Genomic DNA, 312 nt, shown 5'->3' with positions numbered 1-312 from the left:
CCTGCTTCTTGGTGGCGCAGAACCGGTCTCCCTTTCTTTGCAGTGCCTTGGCCGCGGTGACCTGCGTTGACGCGGCATGGGTTTCGAGGGCTTCGTCAAACTGGCGGCTAAGATTGGCGCACCGTTCACTCCGGGTAAGCGGCGCCTTTGCGTCCGATTCGCCGACAGCGGCAGTGACCAGGCCAAGGCCCAGCAACGCACCCAACAGACTGATCGACAACCTTGGCATCGGTTTATCCGTGAACCCGGAGACTAGCGTCGCAGCCGATAGTCTGACCGCCACGGCACCGTTATGCCGGCCTACTTTTTCAG

At 61.2% G+C, this 312-nt stretch carries 1 protein-coding gene; it reads right to left on the bottom strand.

Features of this window, described 5'->3' with window-relative positions; translation table 11 throughout:
• Positions 1–229: hypothetical protein (locus EN807_RS36225; RefSeq protein ID WP_135938064.1), on the bottom strand; the 229-nt coding region annotated here is incomplete at its 3' end.
• Positions 230–312: the final 83 nt, after the last annotated feature.

Source organism: Mesorhizobium sp. M5C.F.Ca.ET.164.01.1.1, from assembly GCF_004792125.1.
In the GTDB taxonomy this organism is placed as follows: domain Bacteria; phylum Pseudomonadota; class Alphaproteobacteria; order Rhizobiales; family Rhizobiaceae; genus Mesorhizobium; species Mesorhizobium wenxiniae.
Note: the sequence above shows the minus strand (reverse complement) of the source record. Positions and strands in the feature narration are given on the sequence as shown.